General features: G+C 34.4%; 19 protein-coding genes. 3 read left to right on the top strand and 16 right to left on the bottom strand.

Annotation, left to right across the window (positions count from 1 at the left end):
• Positions 1-13 precede the first annotated feature (13 nt).
• A complete protein-coding gene (locus BW731_RS11565) occupies positions 14-1,069 on the bottom strand; it encodes a phosphate/phosphite/phosphonate ABC transporter substrate-binding protein (RefSeq protein WP_071456836.1) in 1,056 nt (351 codons plus the stop codon).
• A gap of 187 nt (positions 1,070-1,256) precedes the next feature.
• Positions 1,257-1,673 carry a CoA-binding protein gene (locus tag BW731_RS11560; RefSeq protein WP_079348338.1) on the bottom strand — a complete coding sequence of 139 codons (417 nt, stop codon included), beginning with the start codon at positions 1,671-1,673 and terminating at the stop codon, positions 1,257-1,259.
• Between the two features lie 131 nt (positions 1,674-1,804).
• Here BW731_RS11560 and plsY point away from each other — a divergent pair, with 131 nt between their 5' ends.
• On the top strand, positions 1,805-2,437 hold the full coding sequence (gene plsY / locus BW731_RS11555; RefSeq protein WP_079348332.1) for a glycerol-3-phosphate 1-O-acyltransferase PlsY: 633 nt from the start codon (positions 1,805-1,807) through the stop codon (positions 2,435-2,437).
• Positions 2,438-2,485: 48 nt separating this feature from the next.
• Here the strand turns inward: plsY and rpmF are convergent, their stop codons facing one another.
• The 5 genes from rpmF to nrdR all read right to left on the bottom strand — a co-directional run bounded on the left by rpmF (position 2,486) and on the right by nrdR (position 6,192).
• Complete coding sequence (rpmF, locus tag BW731_RS11550) at positions 2,486-2,665, bottom strand: 50S ribosomal protein L32 (protein ID WP_071456833.1); 180 nt, start codon at positions 2,663-2,665, stop codon at positions 2,486-2,488.
• A 55-nt stretch (positions 2,666-2,720) separates the two neighbouring features.
• The gene (locus tag BW731_RS11545) at positions 2,721-3,281 is read right to left on the bottom strand and encodes a YceD family protein (protein WP_079348330.1); all 561 of its coding nucleotides are present in this window, start codon (positions 3,279-3,281) and stop codon (positions 2,721-2,723) included.
• An 80-nt stretch (positions 3,282-3,361) separates the two neighbouring features.
• Positions 3,362-4,300: a primosomal protein DnaI gene (gene dnaI, locus BW731_RS11540; RefSeq protein WP_079348328.1), complete on the bottom strand. Its 939-nt coding sequence runs from the start codon at positions 4,298-4,300 to the stop codon at positions 3,362-3,364.
• A complete protein-coding gene (locus BW731_RS11535) occupies positions 4,297-5,700 on the bottom strand; it encodes a replication initiation and membrane attachment family protein (protein WP_079348326.1) in 1,404 nt (467 codons plus the stop codon). The genes dnaI and BW731_RS11535 overlap by 4 nt, the downstream gene beginning before the upstream one ends.
• 27 nt (positions 5,701-5,727) lie before the next feature.
• Entirely contained in the window at positions 5,728-6,192 is a 465-nt protein-coding gene (gene nrdR / locus BW731_RS11530; RefSeq protein WP_079348324.1) for a transcriptional regulator NrdR, read from the bottom strand.
• Between the two features lie 299 nt (positions 6,193-6,491).
• Between nrdR and BW731_RS11525 the strand changes: the two genes are divergently transcribed.
• Positions 6,492-8,108 (top strand): MFS transporter, encoded by a 1,617-nt coding sequence (locus BW731_RS11525; protein WP_079348322.1) that lies wholly within the window; start codon positions 6,492-6,494, stop codon positions 8,106-8,108.
• Between the two features lie 21 nt (positions 8,109-8,129).
• On the opposite strand, the gene coaE is transcribed toward BW731_RS11525, so the two are convergent.
• The 4 genes from coaE to BW731_RS11505 form a co-directional block, all read right to left on the bottom strand.
• Positions 8,130-8,741: a dephospho-CoA kinase gene (coaE, locus tag BW731_RS11520; RefSeq protein ID WP_079348320.1), complete on the bottom strand. Its 612-nt coding sequence runs from the start codon at positions 8,739-8,741 to the stop codon at positions 8,130-8,132.
• A 10-nt stretch (positions 8,742-8,751) separates the two neighbouring features.
• Entirely contained in the window at positions 8,752-9,582 is an 831-nt protein-coding gene (mutM, locus tag BW731_RS11515) for a DNA-formamidopyrimidine glycosylase (protein WP_079348318.1), read from the bottom strand.
• 18 nt (positions 9,583-9,600) lie between these two features.
• The gene (polA, locus tag BW731_RS11510; protein WP_079348316.1) at positions 9,601-12,252 is read right to left on the bottom strand and encodes a DNA polymerase I; all 2,652 of its coding nucleotides are present in this window, start codon (positions 12,250-12,252) and stop codon (positions 9,601-9,603) included.
• A 147-nt stretch (positions 12,253-12,399) separates the two neighbouring features.
• Positions 12,400-12,678: a hypothetical protein gene (locus tag BW731_RS11505; RefSeq protein WP_079348314.1), complete on the bottom strand. Its 279-nt coding sequence runs from the start codon at positions 12,676-12,678 to the stop codon at positions 12,400-12,402.
• Positions 12,679-12,766: 88 nt separating this feature from the next.
• Between BW731_RS11505 and BW731_RS11500 the strand changes: the two genes are divergently transcribed.
• Entirely contained in the window at positions 12,767-13,369 is a 603-nt protein-coding gene (locus BW731_RS11500; RefSeq protein ID WP_079348312.1) for a LysE family translocator, read from the top strand.
• A gap of 40 nt (positions 13,370-13,409) precedes the next feature.
• Here the strand turns inward: BW731_RS11500 and BW731_RS11495 are convergent, their stop codons facing one another.
• The 5 genes from BW731_RS11495 to murC form a co-directional block, all read right to left on the bottom strand.
• Positions 13,410-14,486 carry a DUF5808 domain-containing protein gene (locus BW731_RS11495; protein WP_079348310.1) on the bottom strand — a complete coding sequence of 359 codons (1,077 nt, stop codon included), beginning with the start codon at positions 14,484-14,486 and terminating at the stop codon, positions 13,410-13,412.
• Positions 14,470-14,859, bottom strand: a complete 390-nt coding sequence (locus BW731_RS11490; RefSeq protein ID WP_079348308.1) for a GntR family transcriptional regulator — start codon at positions 14,857-14,859, stop codon at positions 14,470-14,472. Before BW731_RS11490 ends, BW731_RS11495 begins: the two co-directional genes overlap by 17 nt.
• A 111-nt stretch (positions 14,860-14,970) precedes the next feature.
• On the bottom strand, positions 14,971-15,660 hold the full coding sequence (locus tag BW731_RS11485; RefSeq protein ID WP_079348653.1) for a Bax inhibitor-1/YccA family protein: 690 nt from the start codon (positions 15,658-15,660) through the stop codon (positions 14,971-14,973).
• Positions 15,635-16,117 carry a MaoC family dehydratase gene (locus BW731_RS11480; protein WP_079348306.1) on the bottom strand — a complete coding sequence of 161 codons (483 nt, stop codon included), beginning with the start codon at positions 16,115-16,117 and terminating at the stop codon, positions 15,635-15,637. The genes BW731_RS11485 and BW731_RS11480 overlap by 26 nt, the downstream gene beginning before the upstream one ends.
• A gap of 46 nt (positions 16,118-16,163) precedes the next feature.
• Entirely contained in the window at positions 16,164-17,501 is a 1,338-nt protein-coding gene (gene murC / locus BW731_RS11475) for a UDP-N-acetylmuramate--L-alanine ligase (protein WP_079348304.1), read from the bottom strand.
• Between the last annotated feature and the right edge of the window lie 27 nt (positions 17,502-17,528).

Here is a 17,528-nt window from a genome sequence, read left to right as displayed (position 1 = left end):
GTTTTTCTTGTATTTATTTAGCATCTTGCACTAATTTTTGTGCTTTGCGTTCGTTATCATAGTCTTTTGGATTTGCTTCTACATAACCTTCGTGGCTGTAAATTCCAATAACTTTTTTACCTTCATCTGTTTTAGCGATGTTGATAAATGATTTTTGTAACGCTTTTTTCAAATCATCTGTCATTGTTTTTGAGTTTTTACTTACTGAGATAGTATCGTTATAAATAGCTGGTGTTACGCCAATAACGTTTGTTTCATCCCAGATAGATTTATCGCGACCAAACTCTTTTTTCCAGTTTTCTTCATTGTCACGACGAGCATCAGCATAAGTTAATACCACATCAACTTGACCTGAAGCTAAACGAGCAAAGGCACTACCGTAAGAATCTGATTGAACGATATTTTTTAAATCAGTGATTTTTTTGTCGTAGTTTTCGTTTAACCATAGACTTGGATAAATATAACCAGCTGGAGAAGATGAACTCATCACACTCCATGAAAGATTATTTAAATCATCCCATGATACTTTTTCACCTTTATTTACTTTATCAGCAACTGCTTGGCCTTTTGAAGATGGTCCAGCAATCATTAATGCACGGTAAGAATCAACTTGTTTGTCAGTTGGCTCAGTTGGTTTGTTTTCATTCCAAACTTTTGCTTCGTCTGAGTCGATTGATAATCCAGCACGTGTTGCAGTTAAGATAGGTTCTGCCCCTTCATCATATAATACATATGTACCACCTGGAATAAAACCAATATCAAGTGTACCTGAATCTAGTGACTCACCAACAGCTTCAAAGTTAGTTCCAACAGTGATATCGATTTTTTTAACATCGTATCCTTGTTCTTTTAACTCTTTTTGCATTAATTCTTTCAGAGGTTCTGTTGCTGAAACAATTTCCTCTGGATCTCTTGATGGGACAAAACCAACTGATAATGTTTCAATTGTTTTGTCATCCTTACCTTTACTTGATTCGCTACCTTTATCTTTAGCAGAATCGCTACCACATGCGCCTAATGTTGCTACCAACGCAACTAGACCTGTATACTTCAAAACTTTTTTAAACAACACTTGTTCCTCCTTTTAATCGTCTGTATTCATATACTTGAACACTCTTAAATTATAGCATTTAACAATATAAAAGCAATTACATTTATTAAAATTCGTCTTAAAAACGAATGTTTTACCTGTTTTTTACACTAAATTTACGGTTAAAGGAAGATTAAAAAAACAAGTGCAATTTTGCACTTGTTGATTACTTTTGCAATTCGATTTTAATACACCGATTCATGATAACATCTGTTATACCATTATCATATAAAAGGTCAGCTGCTTCATCATTTTCGATCCCTAATTGTGCCCAAAAAACGGGTGCATCTGATGTTAAAAAATCTTTTGCGACATCTACTAAAGCTGAACTTGGTCTAAAGACATCAACAATATCAATTGGTTGATCAACTGATTCAATAGAAGGATAGACTTTTTCACCTAAAATTGTTTTCCCCTCTTTCATTGGATTAACTGGAATAATCTTATATCCAGCATGTTGCATCACTTCTGCTACGCGGTAACTTGTTTTTTCAGGATTATCACTTAGACCAACAACTGCGATAGTCTTTGCATTAGTTAAAATCTCTTTTACTTTTTTGTCGCCTAAATCTTTATATGCCATAATAATGACCTCCCTATTTTATACGTCAATTATAACAAAATTTGCTATTTACTTCCTTTAAAGTGCCTCTCTCAATTGTTCACTCGTATATTTCATGGTAAAATAATGACTGACTTTAAGGAGGATACAACGTGAAAACTATTTCGTTATTTATATTAGCCTACTTGTTAGGCTCGATACAATCAGGAGTTTGGATTGGCAAGATGTTTTATCATAAAGATATTAGAGAGTTTGGTAGTGGTAACACTGGAACGACTAATACTTTCCGTGTACTGGGAAAACGTGCCGGAACAGCCGTTTTATTTATGGATATACTTAAAGGAACGGTGGCAACTTGTTTACCAATGTGGTTTGGTTTATCAATTGACCCATTGTGGTTTGGTGTTGCAGCTATTCTTGGACATACGTTCCCAATATTTGGCCATTTCAAAGGTGGCAAAGCTGTCGCGACAAGTGCTGGGATGTTATTAGCCTATTCACCAACATTTTTTATCTATTCAGCTAGTCTGTTTGTTCTATTCTTATTTTTAACGAGTACTGTGAGTTTATCTAGTATGATTAGTGCCATTATTATTACGATTTCTACTATATTATTACCAATTTATGCACCATTTATTTTAGCAGAACAAAACTGGTTATTAACCACACTTGCTGTGGCGATTACGTTATTTATTATTGTACGTCACAAAGATAACATCAAACGAATTAAATCAGGGACAGAAAGCAAAGTTAATTTTGGTTTAAGAAAAACAAAAAACCGTTAGACTCCATGGTTAGTCTAACGGTTTTACATTTTCTATTAAAAATGTAAATTATGCTTCTTTAGTCATAACGTCTTTTCCATCATAATGACCACATGAAGGGCACACATGATGAGATTTTCTCATTTCACCACAGTTGCTACAAGCTGTTAAACCTGGTGCAGACAATTTGTAATGAGTACGACGTCTATTTTTACGAGCTTTTGACGTTTTTCTTTTTGGTACTGCCATTTAGATACACCTCCCTACTAACTTAAATACGTGACAAGTCACATATATTCCAATCCTACTGCTCATCTTCCTTGAAAAAGTCAGATAATTTAGCAAGACGAGGATCAATGGTTGATTGTGTTTCAGTTTCTAACTCTTCGATGATATCATCTTCTGAAACAACTTGCCAAAAGTCTCCTTTTGGTAATTCTGTTGATTGCTTTTCTTCTTCTGTTAAAACTTGTAATGGTAAATTTAGTAGGATAAAATCTTCAATTGCTTCTGTTAAATCAATCAAGTCTTTTTCCAATACAATTATCAAGTTTTTATCATCTTCTGGTACATCTTTCAATGCATCATACTGTCTTGGTGTCATATACTCTTCATCAATGATGAGGTCTAGTGGCAACTCAACAGGTTCAAGTGAACGAGATGATGGTACAGTAAGAATGGTTTCAACCGTCATATGAGCGTAATAACCTAACTCATCAACTTTTAAAAACCCATTTACTTTAATCGGAGAAATATCAATAATAGATGGTTCTCTTTGTTTTAAAGAGGCGTTTAAATCAATCGTTTCTTCAAAATCAACTTGACTTCCACGAAACTTATTTAGTTCTGATAATGCCCACTTCATTCTATCACTCCTTAAGCAACAAAAATAATTATACTAGTCTGTAATTCCTTTGTCAATCAGTTTTTGATAACAGACTGACGTTAAAACTCGTTATCTAAACGACGGTTCTCACCAATCATTGTGATTTGTTTTGAGAGGTACTTGATTCGTTCCATAATCCTCTTAGCTTTAAGCGGCTCATCGTCTCCTTTTTGTGAGAAGCGTAGATGCTCTTCTTCGAGTTGTTTCATGTCTAGATTAGATGAGAAAAACGTTGGTAATTTTTCTTGCATACGGTACTGTAAGATAACACCCAGTATATCGTCTCTTATCCATGTACTCATTGAATCTGCTCCAATATCATCTAACATTAAGATAGGTGTTTTTTTTACACTATCTAGCTTAGAAGCCACACTGTCATCTTTGATTGATTGTTTCATTTCCACACAAAACGTTGGGAAATGTAAAATTGTGCTCTTCACGCCTTTGATTGCTAAACTATTTGCAATCGCACCTAATAAATACGTTTTTCCGACGCCAAACGTTCCATACAAATATAACCCTTGATGAAATTCTTTCGGATTGTCTAGATAATCATTCATAAATGTAATAGACGCACTTAATGCTTCTTTTCGTTCAGAGGTAATATTGAACGAATCCAAGGAAGCCTCTTTAATGTCTTTAGGCATGGAAATGGCATTTACCCTATTACGAACTGTTTCGTATTCTTTTTTGCGAATCAATTCTTCTGTCGGTACATACGTTACATCAATAAAGTGATGATTTAAAAACAATTTCGGTTCATAGCCAGGTGCAATCATAGAAGCATCATTGGCTAAAAATTTTTCTTTTTCTTTTACATATTCATAAAGTTTTGCTGAGCTTTTTAAAATATCTTCGTCAGATAAATACTCTCTATTTGATGCGATAAATTCTTGTACATCTTTATCTTTTTGCACAACTTCCATCAGTTGAATTAATCGCTCGTTAATATTTTGATTATTCACCGTTCGATTTAAATGCTGGTTTATGTGTTTCACGATGATCCACCACCTTGATTAAATTGTTTGAGTTGCGCCTCTAGTTGCTTCAACTCATCTCCTGCTAAAGGTGTTTCTTTTCTCACAGTAGCACTACTTGCCCATTCTGGTAAGGTTTCTTTTCTAGCAGGTTGTTTTGTGTAGTTTCGATTATACGTTTTCTTCACTTTTTTATTTTCAGACTCTTTTTTAAAGTTCTTGACTTGAATGAGTGCTGCAGATGCCGTTGTAATCTTATTCTGTGACCAGTCATTGGCTATAGTATTTACCATATTTTGGTTTAAAGACGAATTATCTAAAACAACTAAACAATAGTGTATCAACATGTTAATAACCTCAACAGGTAAGTTTGACTGTTTCTTCAAGTTTTCTATCGTCCACCGTTCATTCTGTGAGACAAACCCGTTTTTCTGATCTTTAATTGATTTCAAAAAAACAAGTGGGGGAATCTTCTCACAAGAGACGATAACATCAATCTCTTGTTGAGTGAATCCTTGATGTTTCAAATCGTTTTTATGTCGGCTAAGTTGTTCGTCACTATATGTCGTTGGTTGAGCTTGTACCGTATTTTGTCCAGTTGGCTTTTTAGCTTGATGGTACGTCTTATAGATACGTCTCTTAAACTCTTTGACATCAACTTGATTAGTCACATAGTCCAAACAATACTTCACATGATGAATCATATCAAGTTCATTAATGCCATATAACCCATGAACCGTTAAAATAATTGGTTTAAACTCATTAACTAAGAATGATTCATCGATATTTAATCCTGCCAAACTATCAAAGAAAAAATCCCAATCAAATGTTTTTGGCTCTATTTCAGGTTTTTTACCAACAGGTGCTTCTTTCATTTGTTGCGTGGTATCTGATAAGAGTTCGTTGGCTTGTACCAAACGTTCTGATGCAATATGAAATACATCAACATAACTACTCGTTACATCTGTATATTCAGATAACTCAAGTTTTTCCGGTTTAAATAATTCAACTAGGTAATTAAATCGCTCTTCACCTACTCTATCTAATAACAACAAACATAGTGTCTCATCAGATAAAAAAACTTGTGGCGATAATATATTTTCAAGTGAGTAGATATAATGATACCCCTCATCTTTTTTTCGGACATATGTTTTTAATAACCCAATTGCCTCAAGTCTAGTTCTTGCTTGATACAATTCTTGAAGCCCGTTATTCATCATATCTTGTAAAATAAAATGCCTGGTTGGTTTTTTAAAACTGTCTTTGTTAATGATTAAATTATGATACAACACTAACGCATTACCACCAACAATTGGTTGATACAGTAGGTTTAAAACACGTGTATCTTCTCCATTTAACAAGCTACAGTAATGTACCTCAAATGTATCTTTAGGCTTTAAATGGGGCTGTGTTTTAGTCACCTATTCTCACATCACTTTCTCTATCTATTAATCTACTTGCTCTTTATCAATAATTTCTTGTAACTCTTTCAAAAACACACTCATATCTTTAAACTGACGGTAGACACTGGCAAACCTAATATAAGCTATCTCATCAAGGTTGACTAATTCTTCCATCACATATTCACCAATCAAATTCGTTGAGACTTCGTTTTCCCCGATACTTCGAATCCTATTTTCAACTTTCTCAACAACTTGCTCCATTTGATCCATTGACACTGGACGTTTTTCCGCCGAACGGACTAAGCCTCTTAATATTTTCTCACGATTAAACTCTTCTCTTGCACCATTCTTCTTTACTACAAGCAATGGTGATACTTCGATGCGTTCAAACGTTGTAAAACGAAAGCCACAATCTTCACATTCTCTCCTACGTCTAATAGCACGATTATCATCTGCTGGACGACTATCTACCACTCGCGATCCACTATAGTGACATCTTGGACATTGCATTTCTTTTCACCTCTTCTTTAAAGACGTCTTGATAGACTAAATAGTAGGACTATTATAACATGTAATACTACTATTGGTATAGATAAAGAATTTTGTAGAAACTCCTAACTCAAGTATTCATCACCCTTTCCCGACCCTTTTCCAGATATTTTATGACTATTCATGAATTTTTTTATTAAAAAAAAAGCAATTTTTAAGTCACATGTAAAAAAAGTTTGATTTTCTCGCGTATCGTGTGACAGATTGTCACTTTAGGTGTAAGATACAGTCGTAATAAAAATTTAAGTGAGGTGTTTTAAGTGACAGACACAACAGCAGTACAACCAAAAACAGTGAAACACAAATGGTGGGCATTAGCGATTTTAGCCTTATCTGTTTCATTAGTGGTTATTGACGGAACAATCGTCAATGTATCTATTCCAGTTATTATGAAAGATTTAAAATTATCCTTTACCGATGCTGAGTGGATTATCACGCTTTATTCTTTAATTTTTTCTTCCCTTTTGATTACAATGGGACGCATCGCCGATAATTTCGGACGAAAAAAAATGTTGATTATAGGGATTGCCATCTTTTTAGTAGGATCTATTATGGCAAGTTTCTCTAAAGATATCACCTTTATGTTAGCAGCCCGTTCAATACAAGGTTTAGGTGGAGCAACAGTTCTTCCAACCACATTATCCGCTGTTAATTCGCTCTTTTTCGGTAAAGATCGGATTGTCGCTTTTGCCGTATGGGGTTCTGTGATTTCTGGTATGGCAGCAATTGGGCCATTACTTGGTGGTTATTTCACCACTTACATGACATGGCATTGGATTTTCTGGATTAATTTACCAATTGGGTTATTTATTATTTTAGCGTCATTAAAATATTTACCAGAAACTTATGGCGAAAAAATGACAAGTGGGTTTGACTTTATTGGATTTATTTTATCAACTATCGGCTTAATTTTATTGGTATTTGGTATTATTGAAGGCCGTAATTATGGTTGGTGGCATGTAAAAGGCGATCACCCAACACTCTTTAACTTATCCATTATCCCAACATTACTTGTTGTAGGAGCTCTTTTCTTTGCATTATTCTTAGTTTGGGAAGCTCATTTGATTAAAAATAAAAAATCTCATTTACTTGATTTATCTTTATTCAGATTTAAAAGTTTTTCATTGGGAAATACGATTGCTGGGATTGTGGCAATTGGTGAATCCGGCTTATTATTCCTATTGCCTTTATTCTTACAAAACATCTTAACATTAAGTCCAATTAAATCAGGAGCAATTTTAGCGATGATGGGGCTTGGAGCCTTTTTAGCTGGTGGGATGGCGTCATTTATCGTTGAGAAAACGTCCGCATCATTTGTTGTCTCACTTGGTTTATTCCTTGAAACACTTGGGTTTTTTGGATTCTTTAAAACAGTTGACCCAAATAATGGCTTAACTTGGATTATTGTCTGGTTAGTGGTTTATGGTATTGGGTTAGGTTTTGCTTCTGCCCAATTAACCTCTATTGTCTTAAAAGACGTGCCACCTGCTCAATCTGGTCAAGGATCAAGTATCCAATCTACTGTTCGTCAAATCGGTTCTGCTTTAGGGATTGCAATTATCGGAACAATTTTTGGCTTACAATTACAACATGATATCCCACATACTTTAGATAATGTTGGATTACCAACACAAGTCCAAAAATCACTTGAATCAAGTGTTATTGGTAGTGCCGGTTCTTCTATTAGAGTATTAAAACAATCTAATCCAGAAGAGTTGCACTTAACAAAAGATATCCAAAATGATATCGTTAAAAAATTAGACAACAACTTTACTAATAGTGTAGTCAAAACAATTGGTATTGCATCAATCATTATGCTAATCAGTTTTGTTTTAACGTTTGGTTTATATAAACGAAAAAACAACGCAACAAAATAAAAAAGAAATCACCTGAAAAGATTATTCAGGTGATTTTTCTTTTATAAATGTATCAAACCAAGTTTGTACTTGTTTCAGCGTTTCATCTATTCGTCCACTATTATCAATCACCACATCAGCCCGTGATTTTTTTTCTTCTAGGCTCATTTGGCTGTCAACTCGCTTAATTGCATCATTTTCTTTGAGATGATCACGTGTCATCAAACGTTTTAACTGAATGTCTCTTGGTACATAGCAAACCATAACATCATCCACCATTTCGTCATAACCACCTTCATATAAAAGGGGAATATCAAGCACGATGAGTGACGGATCAGATTTTTTACAAAGTTCAATCATTTCCAAAATACGCGTACGAATCTCATCAGACAAAATATGATTGAGTAATGCTCGTTTGGCATCATCATTAAAAATAATCGTTCCTAATTTTTTTCGATCTAACGTGCCGTCTTCTAACAACACATCTTTACCAAAGTGTGACACAATCTTTTCTAATCCTGGTTTTCCTGGTTTAACGACTTCTCTTGCAACAATATCTGCGTCAATAACTGGAATATTTTTTGATCTAAACATTTGCGTAACGGTTGATTTTCCGGAAGCAATGCCTCCTGTTAAGCCTAATAAATACGTCATGCTCATCCTCCTAATCGTGAGTGACTTGACAAACTGGACAAAAATGCGTACCTCGTTGGGCAACTTTTATTTTTTCGATTGAGTGACCACATCGCTTACAAGGTTCCCCTTGCTTGCCGTATGCCGATAAATACACTTGGAAATGTCCAGCATCTCCTAAGGCATTTTTATATGTTCGAATCGTCGTACCACCAGCTTCAACAGCTGTAGCAAGTACGTCGATAATCGCTGCATGTAGCGTATCAACTTCTGTTTTGGTTAATTGCGAAGCGACTTGTTCTGGGTGAATACATGACTGATACAATGCTTCGTCTACATAAATATTTCCTAACCCTGTCACAAGCGTTTGATCGAGTAACAAAGGCTTAATTGCACGATGTTTTTTCTTTAGTTGCTTTCTAAATACTTCTAAATCAAAATCTGGTACCACTGGCTCAGGTCCAAGTTTTTTAATTCCTTTATACTCTTCACCAAGACCTTTTGGCTCAAGTGATAAACGACCAAATTTTCTGACATCTAAATAGCGCAACTCTGTCCCATCAGTAAATTGAAAACGGACATGCGTGTGTTTTTGAATGTCGTCTGTTTGATTATGATATTCAAACTTTCCTTCCATTCTCAAATGGCTAATCATATCATTTTGACTTAGTTTAAATATTAGAAATTTTCCTCGTCGGTCAACGTCTAATATTTTTTGACCAACCAGTGTATGAATAAAATCATCTACTTCAGGAGACTCGACAATTTTTCCCCAGTCAACAATCACATTGTTTATTTCTTTATCTTTAACAAGTTGGACAAGGCCTTTTCTGACCGTCTCAACTTCTGGTAATTCAGGCATTGGTTCTACCCCTTTAAGTTATTTTGCATCATACCATGTGTCGCCATAACTACTATCTGCTCTTAGTGGCACAGATAATTCAACAGCATGGTTCATTGTGTCTTCAACTAATTTTTGTAAAGCTGGAATTTCTTCTTCTGGTGCTTCAAATACTAACTCATCGTGTACTTGTAACAGCATGGTGGCTTGCATGTTTTCTTCTTTAAGACGTTTGTTAATCTTAATCATCGCAATCTTCAAGATATCAGCAGCACTTCCTTGAATTGGTGTATTAATCGCCGTTCTTTCAGCAAATGAACGCAAATTAAAGTTTCTAGCATTGATATCAGGTAAGTAACGACGGCGATGATACAACGTTTCAACGTACCCTTTGTCTTTTGCCTCACGAACAATGTCTTCCATGTATTTTTTAACCCCTGGATACATGGCAAAATATCTATCAATAAACTCTTGAGCTTCTTTTCGTGTAATGCCTAAATTTTGTGATAAACCATAGTCACTAATACCATACACAATCCCAAAGTTTACGGCTTTTGCTTGACGTCTCATATTACTATCGACGTCTTTTGCTTTTTCAATACCAAATACACGCATGGCTGTACTAGAATGGATATCCATCCCTTCGATAAATGCTTCTTTTAAATGCTCATCATCTGAAATCGCTGCTAACACACGTAATTCAATTTGAGAATAATCAGATGCAAATAATTTCCAACCTGTTTTTCGTGGAACAAAGGCTTGACGAATTTTACGGCCTTCTTCTAATCGGATTGGAATATTTTGTAAGTTAGGGTCCACAGAACTTAACCGCCCAGTTTGTGTTAATGTTTGGATGTATCTAGTATGGATTTTATTGTCTTCAAAAATAACTTTCAGTAAACCTTCCACATATGTTGACTGGATTTTTGCTAATTGACGATAAGATAAAATACTATCTATAATAGGTGACTCACCTTGTAATTTTTCTAACACATCAACAGCGGTTGAATAACCTGTTTTTGTTTTTTTAATAACAGGCAGTCCCATTTTTTCAAACAAAATCACACCTAATTGTTTTGGTGAATTGATATTAAATTCTTCGCCAGCTAAGTTATAGATTGTTTGTTCAATTTCGCTAAGTCGCTCAGCAAATTCACCTTTCATTTCTTGTAAACGACTCGCATTTACCGTAATGCCCTCAATCTCCATACCAGCTAAAATAAGTGCAATTGGTAGTTCAATATCATAAAATAAATCAGATTGATTTTTGTCGTCTAAATCGGTCATGATTGTCTCGTAAAGTGAGTCAATCGCCACCACTTTTCTTGCTAAATGCTCATAAAACACCTCAGAAGATTCTGGTAAACCTTTTTTTGCTCCTTTTCCGTAGATAACTTCATCACGATCGACATCATAATAATCATAGAAATGAGCGATTTGAGCCAAGTCTTCACTGTTATTTGTCGAATCAGCTAAGTACGCTGCTAATAGCATATCAAACTTGATATCATTGAGCTTAATGCCATAACGATTTAATGCCACATATTGTCGTTTTGCATCGAATACTTTTTTAGTTTTTTCATTGTCTTCCAACCACTGAATCATCAATGGATAGGACAATAACTCACTATCATCTGACACATGTACTTTTTCTTTGTTACCAAACGCAATTCCCACAATTGGTGAGGTATGATAGTTTTCACCCAACATCTCAACATATAAAGACATATCTGATTCAAACATGTCTTCAGTTAATTCAGAAATCACTTCGTAATTAATGGCAACTTTCTCTACTAAATCACTTTCTACATTGCTTGTATCAAGTTTTGCTAAAAAGGAATTAAAATCCATTTCTTTATAAAATGGTATCAATTTTTCTAAATTTTTTCCGTTATAAGCTAAATCATCTAGTGTCATATCAAGTGGTACATTGGTGTCGATAGTGGCTAATTGTTTACTTAAAAAGGCAATGTCTTTTTCATTGATAAGATTTTCTTTCATCTTACTTTTCTTCATCTCATCAACATGTTCATATACGCCTTCAACTGTGCCGTATTCTTTTAATAACTTAATCGCGGTTTTTTCACCGATTTTAGTCACACCTGGAATATTATCCGACTGATCTCCAGCTAAACCTTTCATGTCAACAATTTGTGGTGGAGTTAAGCCATATTTTTCCATAATATGTTCTGGTGTGTAGCTTTCAATTTCACTGACACCTTTTACTGTAACATCAACCGTCGTATACTCACTTGCTAATTGGGTTAAATCTTTATCACCAGATAAAACAACCACATCTACGTCTTGTGAGCCATATTTTGTCGCAAGTGTTCCAATGATATCATCTGCTTCGTAATTATCTAATTCAAAATGCTTCATCCCAAGACCTTCAATTAAGTCTCTTAAATAAGGCATTTGTTCTTTAAATTCACTCGGTGTTTTAGCTCGTCCAGCTTTATAATCGTCGTAAAATGCGTGTCTAAAAGTCGTTTTCCCCGCATCAAATGCTACTAATACGTGTGTTGGGTCTTCTTTTGTTAAAATATTTTCTAGCATATTATTCACCGCATATAATGCGTTTGTATGTAAGCCATTGTTATTTTTGAAACGTTCCAATGATTGATAGAGCGCATAGAATCCTCTAAATGCAATACTATTTCCATCGACTAATAATAATTTTTTCTTCGCCATTATGACACTCCATTTCTGTTCTTCTTTTAATATTCTATCAAATTTTGAGTGCTATTGCGAAATTAAAAAATCGTTGATGGTTTTATTTTTGTCTAGCTGCTTAATTTTTTAATTAATTATCTTGTTTGCGATAATAATTTCTAAATATTACGCCCCATAATAACTGGCAAAGTAAAATAGACCAACTCGTTTCACTTTCCAAGCATTGGTTGGGCCAGTTTGATTGCTAACTGGTGTTGGGTCTAAAACATAATATGTTGTATTCTCGTCATGTTTAAAAACAGATTCAATATCTGATGTCATTGCTTCTTTTGGAAATCCATATATAAGTACTGTGAATCGGAGTGATCTATCTGAATTGGTATAAATAAATAGAAACACGCCTAAAACAATCATGATGACAAGTGCCATCGTTTTCTTTTTCATTTTATTTCTCCACGTTCTTTTTATTTGAATCATATTCTTTTGACTCAATATTTGATATGATAGATAAAATATCTTTTGAGGTGATTTTATGAACAACTATCTAAACTTTATTTTCCTCACATTAGTTTTAGTTATCATTCCTGGTCCTGATTATATCCTAATTACCAAAAACACGCTAGAATTTGGAAAACTAGCTGGACTTAAAACACTCTTTGGTACGTGTTCCGCTCTGATGTGTCACACGTTTCTTTCGATTATCGGCCTATCTGCTCTACTGGTCAAATCAGCCGTCCTTTATTCTCTAGTAAAATATATTGGAGCTTGTTACTTGATTTATTTAGGTGTTAAGTCATTGCTAGTCAAGCAACCAAATAATCAGACAGATGCTAAACCAACCAAAACAAACTTTTACTTGCAAGGTTTGGTGACAAATTTATTTAATCCTAAAATTGCCGTGTTCTTTTTAACTTTTCTACCGCAATTTGTGGATGCGACTAATAGCTCATGGTGGCATTTTGGCGTACTCGGATTAACATACATTGTCGTGACGTTTACTATTTTTGGTCTGTATACCTTACTTTTAAATCACATTAGACATGTTTTTGAAAAAGACACCACACAAAATGTAATCAATAAATCAGCTGGTGCTATTTTAGTATTTTTCGGCATAAAACTAATTCTTTCAGATTAAACAAAAAGACGCAAATTTCGATTGAAATTGCGCCTTTTTTCTATCCTATAAAAAATGTAATAACCAGTATAACTACAATAGGAGCCACAACAAACACAACTGCTTTCCAGTTTGCTAGATTAATCGTCATACCAATTCCCATTCTTTTTTCTACCCAAAAGGATGGATCTTCCCGATTAAAATAAAACATGCCCCATTTCCAATATTTATCATCATCGTAACTTGCTGGTGTTGCACTTTCTTGATTTAATCTTGCCCCACTTTGTCCATATATAACCATCAGTCCTATAATAGCTAGAAGCATCAATCCAATGGTAATCATTAATATTTTTGTCATTGCTTTTTCAGTTAGAAATGGAACCACACTTGTCATTTGGATGACAAACATCATGATTTGGACTAACACGGCAATAACTGCTCCCATGTATGATGACATCTTTCTAAAGGACTGACTCCATTTCACTGACTGCTTGTCCATCACACGTTGTTTCCCACGTTTGTAGGATTCATTAGTGAAACTTAATATAAATACTAATACTAGCTGAATAATAGGTGCAGAATAAATATTTAACCATGTTTTATCAACAATTCGTGTTGGATTGCCTTGAAAATCCCATTGGATGATAATTTTATCCGGAATAATTGCTTGGTTTTTAATGGTAATAACTATTTCAAATGCGATAATAATTAATTGAATTGCAATTAAAATCCACGTTGGGAATATCGACATATTTTCACGGAACGATAAATCAAGTGTCATTTTTTTATTAGGTTGGTAACCTTCAGCAATCATTTTTTCTTTGAAGCGAAGCATACGACGATTGCACACAAAGTAACTCATAATACCATAGACAATTTGACACGAAATAAATACAGTCATTAAAATACTCAGTACCTCGTCTGTTACTTTAAACCCTCTATCAAACACGACAGACAAAATAATAAATATTACAGTTACAATCATATTTTGTAAAAAATAGTGTTTCTTTAACTTCGCTATCTCATCATTTTCTTCTGGCATTGTTACACCAAAAACAATCCCACGTTGCGCGATATATGGCGTCATTGCCATGGAAAAACCTAAAAATAAAAGCAATAAACTAATCATCCAAATCATCTGTGTCACATCCTTTCATGACATATAATCTTGTTTCCATGAGCGCATCAAGATCAATACCAAATATTAAACTATCAATTAATAGCTCATCAATTTTTTGCTGAATTTGTTGAGAGTTTTCAACACTTGTTTGAATCACTTCTTTTTCACTTACTTTAAATCCTTTTTTCTCCTGTACCAACACACCTTCATCAACTAAAAGTTTATACGCCTTATTGATGGTGTGCATATTCACCCCAATATCACCAGCTAATGAACGAACACTTGGCATAGATTGCCCATGAGTTAAATCACCTAAGACAATAGCTCGTTTTATTTGAAATATTAACTGGCTATATATTGGAACTAAGCTCTCTGTGTCTATTTCTATCATATTTCATCACCTCTTTGTTATAGTTATAGTATAACAATTTTTGTTCTATGTCAACTATAACAAAAATAAACAGATAAAAAAGAAGCCCCATAAAGGACTTCTTAAATACGCTTAATCTCTACCGAAAATTCTTACTAATGCTAAGAATAAGTTTACGATATCAAGATATAAACTTAATGCACAGTACACAGCTAAACCTGATGCTGTTTTCGCACCGTTTTCTTGATAGATTAATTTTATTTTTTGATTGTCATACGCAATTAAACCAGAAAAAATCACGACCATTGAGTATGAAATAAAGTAATCAACTGGTGCACTCTTCAAGAAGAAGATGTTAATCAACGTCGCAATTATAACTCCGATGACTAAACTATATAAAGCATGACCAATCGCACTTAAATCTTTTTTGATAAACACACCAAGTAATGACATACCCACAAACATAATCGCAGTCGTAACAAACGCACGAACGATTGCTTGTTGGTTATACATAGCAAGGGTAACAGAAATAGTGACACCTGTTAAAGCTGAATAGGCAATAAACCCAATTAATGATTTTGCAGAGTCATTAAACGCATTTTTCCCAAGATAGACAACCAACACAAGTTGTGCTATCCACATACCCCAAAATAATAATGGGTTGCCAAAAATGACTGGTAAAACAGATTCCGCAAATACATTCAGTACTAGATAAGAAATCAAGGCACTAATTCCTAACCCTAATCCTAAATAGCCGTAAACTTTACTATAAAACTTCGCTAAGCCTGTTGTATTTTCAATTGTCTGATGTTGTTGATCCATTGACATCTCTCACTTTCTCTTTTGTATTAAGTTCGACAATAACCACTGAATTTAAAATCCGCTCATCGTCATAATCGTAAGCTTTAACAGAAAGAGTCATCGTACGTTTTAATTCATCGATATTAATGATTTCAAAATGGAACGTCAGTGTTTCACCGTGATACACATTTCGAAGTAGATTAAACGTCACGTTCACGATATTCCAACCAGGACCTGGTAAATGCTTTGAGATATTACTTGATATAATTCCCATCAGCATAATACTAGGGACGATTGGTGCATCATTAATCGTTTCTTCGGCAAATTCTGTTTGAATAAACAATGGGTTAGCATCTTTTGTAAGCCCAAGATAGAGTAATATCTGACTATCTTCAAGCGTTTCTGTGATGCTTAAAATCTCACCTTCATGAAATTCCGTAATAGCTTTAATTTTGTTTTTTGATGAGTCGATGGCTATCTCTCCCTTCGTTTGTTATCTTACCATATTTATAAAACATCACCAACTACATTGTGTTTGGACGTGTGCTTCCTAATAAACTTTCATACGCCACTTCAAATTTCTGTACGTCTCCTGCTCCCATAAAAATGACAACAGCATCTTGGTAGTCAAGCAATGGTGACATATTTTCTAATGTAATTAAATCGCCACCTTTAGAAATTTTAACGCCTAAGTCTTCGATTTTAACAGAGCCAGCTTCTTCTCTAGCTGATCCAAAGATATCACATAAATAAACATAGTCTGCATGATCAAGGGATTCAGCAAACTCATCCAGTAACGCAATAGTCCTAGTAAAAGTGTGCGGTTGAAATACTGCAATAATTTCTTTATCAGGGTATTTTTGTCTTGCTGCATCAATCGTTACTTTGATTTCAGCTGGATGATGCGCGTAGTCATCAACGATAATCATGTCAGACACACGTTTTTCACTAAAACGACGTTTCACGCCACCAAATGTCAACATCTCCTGTGCGACTAATGTCATATCGAATCCTTCAAGATGTGAAATTGCAATGACACTTAACGCATTTAAAATATTATGAACACCATAAGTAGGGACTTTGAATGAACCGATATTACTACCTTTATGTAACACATCAAAAGAAGATCCTTCTGTTGTTCTTTCGATATTCACTGCTTGGAAATCATCTGTATCATTTAAACCATAATAATAAATTGGTGCCTTAGTCTTCAAACGACGTAAGTTTTTATCATCTCCAAACGCAATAATGCCTTTTTTGACTTGATTAGCAAATGATTGAAACGCATCAAATACGTCTTCAATGCCATGATAATAATCCGGGTGATCAAAATCGATATTTGTCATGATGGCATAATCTGGTGAGTACGCTAAGAAATGACGACGGTACTCACATGCTTCAAAACAGAAAAATTTTGCATTTGGTTCTCCGTGTCCAGTTCCATCTCCGATTAAGTAACTTGTCGGTTCAATACCAGAGAATACATGAGATAGTAAACCTGTTGTAGTTGTTTTTCCATGTGAACCTGTTACAGCAATACTTGTAAAATGTTTAATAAATTCACCTAAAAATTTGTGGTAACGAATCACTGGCAAGCCTTTTTTTAGAGCTGCTTTTATTTCGACATGACTATCAGGAAACGCGTTTCCTGCAATAACAACCATATCTTCTTGAATATTTACTTCTTGGAATGGCTCGATAGTAATATTAGCTAACTCAAGTTCTCTCTGAGTAAAAATATATTTTGCTATATCAGAACCTTGTACTTTATAACCTTTTTGATGCAAGATTAAAGCTAAGGCACTCATCCCTGTTCCTTTAATTCCGACAAAATGGTATATTTTGTTTTGTTGCAGTTCCATAAAAAAACTCCTCTATTCATTAATTAT

Source organism: Vagococcus martis, from assembly GCF_002026305.1.
GTDB lineage: Bacteria > Bacillota > Bacilli > Lactobacillales > Vagococcaceae > Vagococcus > Vagococcus martis.
The sequence above is the reverse complement of the archived record's forward strand: the minus strand, read 5'-3'. Positions and strand labels throughout refer to the sequence as shown.